General features: G+C 36.5%; 2 protein-coding genes. One reads left to right on the top strand and one right to left on the bottom strand.

All coding sequences use genetic code 11. The features are described 5' to 3' along the window. Positions 1 to 188 (top strand): nucleotidyltransferase substrate binding protein (locus DXD06_RS16905; RefSeq protein ID WP_199535240.1); only part of this gene is annotated, 188 nt, incomplete at its 5' end. A gap of 598 nt (positions 189 to 786) precedes the next feature. Here DXD06_RS16905 and DXD06_RS17350 read toward each other — a convergent pair. Further along, on the bottom strand, positions 787 to 983 hold a 197-nt coding region (locus DXD06_RS17350), incomplete at its 5' end, for a hypothetical protein (protein ID WP_207661917.1).

Genomic DNA, 983 nt, shown 5'->3' on the forward strand with positions numbered 1-983 from the left:
TGTGGTTGGAAATGCTGCGGGCACGGAATCAACTGGCTCATGATTATGATGGCGAATTAGCAAAGAAATATTTCGAGCGGATTACGGTGGAGTTCTATCCGCTATTGGTCAAACTTCAGGAGCGGGTCAGAAAGTATTATGAAGAGCCTTGTCTGCGGGAAACAATGACTTTTTACACAAAGGGTTGATCGATGCGAAGATGGTTTGAAAAAAGGTGGAAGACGTGAAGACATATGCAAAAATGAGGGTTGTTCGTCTTTTGGTGCCATATTTGATTTATATGACTATAGATTTTCTGTTTTTTAATCATCTACATAATCTCAACCGGATAATTCATTATCTATATGGAGGAAGATTTATCAATGGTGTCTATTGGTATATAACCAGCGTATATATAGCCTTAGTTGCTGCAGTAATACTACTCGATAAACTTAACAAGAAGCAATTAATAGCCATTGGGATAGTGGGGGGGTACAGCGATAATGGAGTCTAATATTATTGACTCTATTTCGTTGCTGGAACGTCCTGGAATTCCATTTGACGCAGATGTTTCCTTGCTCGTTTTGTCGTATTTGATAGTTGGCTATATTCTGAAAGATAAAATAGTTGATCTGTTTCGAAGACAATCATTAAAGATAGACATTATTGCAGCTGGTGTGGCAACATTACTTATATTGGAACATTTACTGATGGAAAGGTATGGAATGCCTAGGCAAATTGATATGAAATTTGTTGTTTATAAGAATCCGATTTCAGTATATGTTATGCCTGTTTTATACGGATTTGTTATTGCAAGATTAAGTGCATTGATAGAACGGAGTTGTAGAAGGTTAAATCGATTTTTTGCGTATATGGGAAGTATAACGATTCCAATAATGTTCCTGCACGAACCTTTGAACCGTTTTTGCCCACTAGCCAGTAACTTACTCTTCTCTCCATATAATCAAGTGTTTTTTCAGTAAATTCAATATTTTTTGATACCT

This window comes from Roseburia sp. TF10-5, assembly GCF_003462365.1.
Taxonomy (GTDB): domain Bacteria; phylum Bacillota; class Clostridia; order Lachnospirales; family Lachnospiraceae; genus Roseburia; species Roseburia faecis.